At 49.2% G+C, this 7,725-nt stretch carries 7 protein-coding genes and 2 pseudogenes; 5 read left to right on the forward strand and 4 right to left on the reverse strand.

The features are described from left to right. Nucleotides 1–165, reverse strand: a 165-nt coding sequence (locus BGK49_RS25640; RefSeq protein WP_047664789.1) for an IS1 family transposase, incomplete at its 3' end; no start/stop codon positions are given. A gap of 54 nt (nt 166–219) precedes the next feature. Beyond that, nucleotides 220–450 (reverse strand): annotated as a pseudogene (locus BGK49_RS06165) (DUF2541 family protein); the annotation flags it as partial. Between the two features lie 376 nt (nt 451–826). Here BGK49_RS06165 and dnaK point away from each other — a divergent pair. Continuing rightward, nucleotides 827–2,743: a molecular chaperone DnaK gene (gene dnaK / locus BGK49_RS06170; RefSeq protein WP_000516135.1), complete on the forward strand. Its 1,917-nt coding sequence runs from the start codon at nt 827–829 to the stop codon at nt 2,741–2,743. An 88-nt stretch (nt 2,744–2,831) separates the two neighbouring features. Continuing rightward, a complete protein-coding gene (dnaJ, locus tag BGK49_RS06175; RefSeq protein ID WP_001118451.1) occupies nt 2,832–3,947 on the forward strand; it encodes a molecular chaperone DnaJ in 1,116 nt (371 codons plus the stop codon). Between the two features lie 102 nt (nt 3,948–4,049). On the opposite strand, the gene mokC is transcribed toward dnaJ, so the two are convergent. Continuing rightward, nucleotides 4,050–4,202 (reverse strand): type I toxin-antitoxin system toxin MokC, encoded by a 153-nt coding sequence (gene mokC / locus BGK49_RS06180; protein ID WP_000809168.1) that lies wholly within the window; start codon nt 4,200–4,202, stop codon nt 4,050–4,052. Between the two features lie 585 nt (nt 4,203–4,787). On the opposite strand from mokC, the gene nhaA reads away from it, so the two are divergent. Both nhaA and nhaR read left to right on the forward strand, forming a co-directional pair. Then, entirely contained in the window at nt 4,788–5,954 is a 1,167-nt protein-coding gene (nhaA, locus tag BGK49_RS06185; protein ID WP_000681373.1) for a Na+/H+ antiporter NhaA, read from the forward strand. A gap of 65 nt (nt 5,955–6,019) precedes the next feature. After that, the gene (gene nhaR, locus BGK49_RS06190; RefSeq protein ID WP_001300855.1) at nt 6,020–6,919 is read left to right on the forward strand and encodes a transcriptional activator NhaR; all 900 of its coding nucleotides are present in this window, start codon (nt 6,020–6,022) and stop codon (nt 6,917–6,919) included. Between the two features lie 37 nt (nt 6,920–6,956). Here the strand turns inward: nhaR and BGK49_RS06195 are convergent. Then, a pseudogene (locus BGK49_RS06195) lies at nt 6,957–7,391 on the reverse strand (fimbrial family protein); the annotation flags it as partial. A gap of 90 nt (nt 7,392–7,481) precedes the next feature. Here BGK49_RS06195 and BGK49_RS06200 point away from each other — a divergent pair. Further along, the coding region (locus BGK49_RS06200; RefSeq protein ID WP_000567704.1) for a transposase at nt 7,482–7,725 on the forward strand (244 nt) is incomplete at its 3' end.

Genomic DNA, 7,725 nt, shown 5'->3' on the forward strand with positions numbered 1-7,725 from the left:
TTTCTGGTGCGTACCGGGCTGAGAGGCGGTGTAAGTGAACTGTAGTTGCCATGTTTTACGGCAATGAGAGCAGAGATAGCGCTGATGTCCGGCAGTGCTTTTGCCGTTACGCACCACGCCTTCAGTAGCGGAGCAGGAAGGACATCTGATGGAAATGGAAGCCACGCAAGCACCTTAAAATCACCATCATACACTAAATCAGTAAGTTGGCAGCATTACCCGGGCGGCTTTGAAATAAACCGATGCACCGCTTAACTGTAAATCGCCATGGTCGGCAGAGAGTTGTATGCGTTTCACAATGCGACAAACAGGAAGTTTCAGCGCCAGATCGTTGGTTTCGTTACGCGGCATTGCAATGACGCCGAGGAGTTTATGGTCGTTTGCTTGCGCCGTGCAGCACTGCATCAGGCTAATCGCCAGGCTGGCGGAAATCGTAAAAACGGATTTCATAAGGATTCTCTTAGTGGGAAGAGGTAGAGGGATGAATACCCACTAGTTTACTGCTGATAAAGAGAAGATTCAGGTACGTAATCTTTTCTTTTTATTACAATTTTTTGATGAATGCCTTGGCTGCGATTCATTCTTTATATGAATAAAATTGCTGTCAATTTTACGTCTTGTCCTGCCATATCGCGAAATTTCTGCGCAAAAGCACAAAAAATTTTTGCATCTCCCCCTTGATGACGTGGGTTACGACCCCATTTAGTAGTCAACCGCAGTGAGTGAGTCTGCAAAAAAATGAAATTGGGCAGTTGAAACCAGACATTTCGCCCCTATTACAGACTCACAACCACATGATGACCGAATATATAGTGGAGACGTTTAGATGGGTAAAATAATTGGTATCGACCTGGGTACTACCAACTCTTGTGTAGCGATTATGGATGGCACCACTCCTCGTGTGCTGGAGAACGCCGAAGGCGATCGCACCACGCCTTCTATTATTGCCTATACCCAGGATGGTGAAACTCTGGTTGGTCAGCCGGCTAAACGTCAGGCAGTGACGAACCCGCAAAACACCCTGTTTGCGATTAAACGCCTGATTGGCCGCCGCTTCCAGGACGAAGAAGTACAGCGTGATGTTTCCATCATGCCGTTCAAAATTATTGCTGCTGATAACGGCGACGCATGGGTCGAAGTTAAAGGCCAGAAAATGGCACCGCCGCAGATTTCTGCTGAAGTGCTGAAAAAAATGAAGAAAACCGCTGAAGATTACTTGGGTGAACCGGTAACTGAAGCTGTTATCACCGTACCGGCATACTTTAACGATGCTCAGCGTCAGGCAACCAAAGACGCAGGCCGTATCGCTGGTCTGGAAGTAAAACGTATCATCAACGAACCGACCGCAGCTGCGCTGGCTTACGGTCTGGACAAAGGTACTGGCAACCGTACTATCGCGGTTTATGACCTAGGTGGTGGTACTTTCGATATTTCTATTATCGAAATCGACGAAGTTGATGGCGAAAAAACCTTCGAAGTTCTGGCTACCAACGGTGATACCCACCTGGGTGGTGAAGACTTCGACAGCCGTCTGATCAACTACCTGGTTGAAGAATTCAAGAAAGATCAGGGCATTGACCTGCGCAACGATCCGCTGGCAATGCAGCGCCTGAAAGAAGCGGCAGAAAAAGCGAAAATCGAACTGTCTTCCGCTCAGCAGACCGACGTTAACCTGCCGTACATCACTGCAGATGCGACCGGTCCGAAACACATGAACATCAAAGTGACTCGTGCGAAACTGGAAAGCCTGGTTGAAGATCTGGTAAACCGTTCCATTGAGCCGCTGAAAGTTGCACTGCAGGACGCTGGCCTGTCCGTATCTGATATCGACGACGTTATCCTCGTTGGTGGTCAGACTCGTATGCCAATGGTTCAGAAGAAAGTTGCTGAGTTCTTTGGTAAAGAGCCGCGTAAAGACGTTAACCCGGACGAAGCTGTAGCAATCGGTGCTGCTGTTCAGGGTGGTGTTCTGACTGGTGACGTGAAAGACGTACTGCTGCTGGACGTTACCCCGCTGTCTCTGGGTATCGAAACCATGGGCGGTGTGATGACGACGCTGATCGCGAAAAACACCACTATCCCGACCAAGCACAGCCAGGTGTTCTCTACCGCTGAAGACAACCAGTCTGCGGTAACCATCCATGTGCTGCAGGGTGAACGTAAACGTGCGGCTGATAACAAATCTCTGGGTCAGTTCAACCTGGATGGTATCAACCCGGCACCGCGCGGCATGCCGCAGATCGAAGTTACCTTCGATATCGATGCTGACGGTATCCTGCACGTTTCCGCGAAAGATAAAAACAGCGGTAAAGAGCAGAAGATCACCATCAAGGCTTCTTCTGGTCTGAACGAAGATGAAATCCAGAAAATGGTACGCGACGCAGAAGCTAACGCCGAAGCTGACCGTAAGTTTGAAGAGCTGGTACAGACTCGCAACCAGGGCGACCATCTGCTGCACAGCACCCGTAAGCAGGTTGAAGAAGCAGGCGACAAACTGCCGGCTGACGACAAAACTGCTATCGAGTCTGCACTGACTGCACTGGAAACTGCTCTGAAAGGTGAAGACAAAGCCGCTATCGAAGCGAAAATGCAGGAGCTGGCACAGGTTTCCCAGAAACTGATGGAAATCGCCCAGCAGCAACATGCCCAGCAGCAGACTGCCGGTGCTGATGCTTCTGCAAACAACGCGAAAGATGACGATGTTGTCGACGCTGAATTTGAAGAAGTCAAAGACAAAAAATAATCGCCCTATAAACGGGTAATTATACTGACACGGGCGAAGGGGAATTTCCTCTCCGCCCGTGCATTCATCTAGGGGCAATTTAAAAAAGATGGCTAAGCAAGATTATTACGAGATTTTAGGCGTTTCCAAAACAGCGGAAGAGCGTGAAATCAAAAAGGCCTACAAACGCCTGGCCATGAAATACCACCCGGACCGTAACCAGGGTGACAAAGAGGCCGAGGCGAAATTTAAAGAGATCAAGGAAGCTTATGAAGTTCTGACCGACTCGCAAAAACGTGCGGCATACGATCAGTATGGTCATGCTGCGTTTGAGCAAGGCGGCATGGGCGGCGGCGCAGACTTCAGCGATATTTTTGGTGACGTTTTCGGCGATATTTTTGGCGGCGGACGTGGTCGTCAACGTGCGGCGCGCGGTGCTGATTTACGCTATAACATGGAGCTCACCCTCGAAGAAGCTGTACGTGGCGTGACCAAAGAGATCCGCATTCCGACTCTGGAAGAGTGTGACGTTTGCCACGGTAGCGGTGCAAAACCAGGTACACAGCCGCAGACCTGTCCGACCTGTCATGGTTCTGGTCAGGTGCAGATGCGTCAGGGTTTCTTTGCCGTGCAGCAGACCTGTCCACACTGTCAGGGCCGCGGTACGCTGATCAAAGATCCGTGCAACAAATGTCATGGTCATGGTCGTGTTGAGCGCAGCAAAACGCTGTCCGTTAAAATCCCGGCAGGGGTGGACACTGGAGACCGCATCCGTCTTGCGGGCGAAGGTGAAGCGGGCCAGCATGGCGCACCGGCAGGCGATCTGTACGTTCAGGTTCAGGTTAAACAGCACCCGATTTTCGAGCGTGAAGGCAACAACCTGTATTGCGAAGTCCCGATCAACTTCGCTATGGCGGCGCTGGGTGGCGAAATCGAAGTACCGACCCTTGATGGTCGCGTCAAACTGAAAGTGCCTGGCGAAACCCAGACCGGTAAGCTTTTCCGTATGCGCGGTAAAGGCGTCAAGTCTGTCCGCGGTGGCGCACAGGGTGATTTGCTGTGCCGCGTTGTCGTCGAAACACCGGTAGGCCTGAACGAGAAGCAGAAACAGCTGCTGCAAGAGCTGCAAGAAAGCTTCGGTGGCCCAACCGGCGAGCACAACAGCCCGCGCTCAAAGAGCTTCTTTGATGGTGTGAAGAAGTTTTTTGACGACCTGACCCGCTAACCTCCCCAAAAGCTGCCCGTGGGCAGGCCTGGGTAAAAATAGGGTGCGTTGAAGATATGCGAGCACCTGTAAAGTGGCGGGGATCACTCCCCGCCGTTGCTCTTACTCGGATTCGTAAGCCGTGAAAACAGCAACCTCCGTCTGGCCAGTTCGGATGTGAACCTCACAGAGGTCTTTTCTCGTTACCAGCGCCGCCACTACGGCGGTGATACAGATGACGATCAGGGCGACAATCATCGCCTTATGCTGCTTCATTGCTCTCTTCTCCTTGACCTTACGGTCAGTAAGAGGCACTCTACATGTGTTCAGCATATAGGGGGCCTCGGGTTGATGGTAAAATATCACTCGGGGCTTTTCTCTATCTGCCGTTCAGCTAATGCCTGAGACAGACAGCCTCAAGCACCCGCCGCTATTATATCGCTCTCTTTAACCCATTTTGTTTTATCGATTCTAATCCTGAAGACGCCTCGCATTTTTGTGGCGTAATTTTTTAATGATTTAATTATTTAACTTTAATTTATCTCTTTATCGCAATTATTGACGACAAGCTGGATTATTTTTGAAATATTGTCCTAACAAATAACGCCGACTGACAAGAAATTAATTATTACTTTTCCTAATTAATCCCTCAGAAATCCTCACCTTAAGCTATGATTATCTGAGCTTAGGGTCACTCGTCAGCGCTTACAGCCGTCAAAAACTCATCTCACCGCTGATGGCGCAAATTCTACAAAGGCTCGTAAAAAACGAATTATTCCTACACTATAATCTGATTTTAACGATGATTCGTGCGGGGTAAAATAGTAAAAACGATCTATTCACCTGAAAGAGAAATAAAAAGTGAAACATCTGCATCGATTCTTTAGCAGTGATGCCTCGGGAGGCATTATTCTTATCATTGCCGCTATCCTGGCGATGATGATGGCCAACAGCGGCGCAACCAGTGGATGGTATCACGACTTTCTGGAGACGCCGGTTCAGCTCCGGGTTGGTTCACTCGAAATCAGCAAAAACATGCTGTTATGGATAAATGACGCGCTGATGGCGGTATTTTTCCTGTTAGTCGGTCTGGAAGTTAAACGTGAACTGATGCAAGGATCGCTAGCCAGCTTACGCCAGGCCGCATTTCCAGTTATCGCCGCTATTGGTGGGATGATTGTGCCGGCATTACTCTATCTGGCCTTTAACTATGCCGATCCGATTACCCGCGAAGGGTGGGCGATCCCGGCGGCTACTGACATTGCCTTTGCACTTGGTGTGCTGGCGCTGTTGGGAAGTCGTGTTCCGTTAGCACTGAAGATCTTTTTGATGGCTCTGGCTATTATCGACGATCTTGGGGCCATCATTATCATCGCATTGTTCTACACTAATGACTTATCGATGGCCTCTCTTGGCGTCGCGGCTGTAGCAATTGCGGTACTCGCGGTATTGAATCTGTGTGGTGTACGCCGCACGGGCGTCTATATTCTGGTTGGCGTAGTGTTGTGGACTGCGGTGTTGAAATCGGGGGTTCACGCAACCTTGGCGGGGGTAATTGTCGGCTTCTTTATTCCTTTGAAAGAGAAGCATGGGCGTTCTCCAGCGAAGCGACTGGAGCATGTGTTACACCCGTGGGTGGCGTATCTGATTTTGCCGCTGTTTGCATTTGCTAATGCTGGCGTTTCACTGCAAGGCGTCACGCTGGATGGCTTGACCTCCATTCTGCCATTGGGGATCATCGCTGGCTTGCTGATTGGCAAACCGCTGGGGGTTAGTCTGTTCTGCTGGTTGGCGCTGCGTTTGAAACTGGCGCATCTGCCTGAGGGAACGACTTATCAGCAAATTATGGCGGTGGGGATCCTGTGCGGTATCGGTTTTACTATGTCTATCTTTATTGCCAGCCTGGCCTTTGGTAGCGTAGATCCAGAACTGATTAACTGGGCGAAACTCGGTATCCTGGTCGGTTCTATCTCTTCGGCGGTAATTGGATACAGCTGGTTACGCGTTCGTTTGCGTCCATCAGTGTGACAGGACGGTTTACCGGGGAGCCATAAACGGCTCCCTTTTCATTGTTATCAGGGAGAGAAATGAGCATGTCTCATATCAATTACAACCACTTGTATTACTTCTGGCATGTCTATAAAGAAGGTTCCGTGGTTGGCGCAGCGGAGGCGCTTTATTTAACTCCACAAACCATTACCGGACAGATCCGGGCTCTGGAAGAGCGCCTGCAAGGCAAATTATTTAAGCGCAAGGGACGTGGTCTCGAACCCAGCGAGCTGGGAGAACTGGTCTATCGCTATGCCGATAAAATGTTCACCTTAAGCCAGGAAATGCTGGATATTGTGAACTATCGCAAAGAATCCAATTTATTGTTTGACGTTGGCGTGGCTGATGCACTTTCCAAACGCCTGGTCAGTAGCGTGCTGAATGCTGCAGTGGTAGAAGGCGAGCCGATTCATCTTCGCTGCTTCGAATCCACCCACGAAATGCTACTGGAGCAATTAAGCCAGCATAAACTGGATATGATCATTTCCGACTGTCCGATAGACTCTACGCAGCAGGAAGGCCTGTTCTCCGTGAGAATTGGCGAATGTGGCGTGAGTTTCTGGTGTACAAATCCACCACCAGAAAAACCGTTCCCGGCTTGTCTGGAAGAACGGCGACTTTTGATTCCTGGGCGACGTTCAATGTTAGGGCGCAAATTGCTTAACTGGTTTAACTCCCAGGGATTAAACGTAGAAATCCTCGGCGAGTTTGATGATGCCGCGTTGATGAAAGCTTTTGGTGCAATGCACAATGCAATCTTCGTTGCCCCAACGCTTTATGCATATGACTTTTATGCCGATAAAACTGTCGTAGAAATTGGTCGCGTCGAGAATGTGATGGAAGAGTACCATGCTATTTTTGCTGAGCGGATGATTCAGCACCCGGCGGTACAGCGAATCTGCAATACGGATTATTCTGCGCTTTTTAGTCCAGCGGCGCGTTAATCGGCAGCTCCCCCAAAGTTAAAGTGGAGGAGATAGATTAGTTGTACATAACCACGATTTTGACTCGGCTCATTATTTGCCCGCTTGAGACATTATTTCCATATGTACGCGGGCGAATAAATAGAGGAATCTGATTACTTCCTTCATGGGGATGCTGAAAAGAGTAGTAATTGCTTTTACCATACTGGATTTCATTCGTACCATCATGGGAGAGTTGAAAGCCTACTTGACCCGCACCGTCCTCACTGTTTTCTAACTCATTTTTTAATATGCTGGTTCCTGACTCCTGTATCGTCACTGGTTCAAAGTAATATTCAACATCACTGGGTTCAAAAACTAATTCACCTTGCTCGCCCTGGATGCAGTCAAATCTTATATGATGAAACTGATAATTTTCATTATTGATACGAGACAGTACAAATCGTCCAGTGTCGATGGATTGATCTTCAAAACCACAGGTCATTAAATTTATAGACTGGCCCCCTGAATCTCCAGACAACCAGTATCACTTAAATAAGTGATAGTCTTAATACTAGTTTTTAGACTAGTCATTGGAGTACAGATGATTGATGTCTTAGGGCCGGAGAAACGCAGACGGCGTACCACACAGGAAAAGATCGCAATTGTTCAGCAGAGCTTTGAACCGGGGATGACGGTCTCCCTCGTTGCCCGGCAACATGGTGTAGCAGCCAGCCAGTTATTTCTCTGGCGTAAGCAATACCAGGAAGGAAGTCTTACTGCTGTGGCCGCCGGAGAACAGGTTGTTCCTGCCTCTGAACTTGCTGCCGCCATGAAGCAGATTAAAG

The organism is Shigella sp. FC1544 (assembly GCF_001722145.1).
Classification (GTDB): domain Bacteria; phylum Pseudomonadota; class Gammaproteobacteria; order Enterobacterales; family Enterobacteriaceae; genus Escherichia; species Escherichia coli.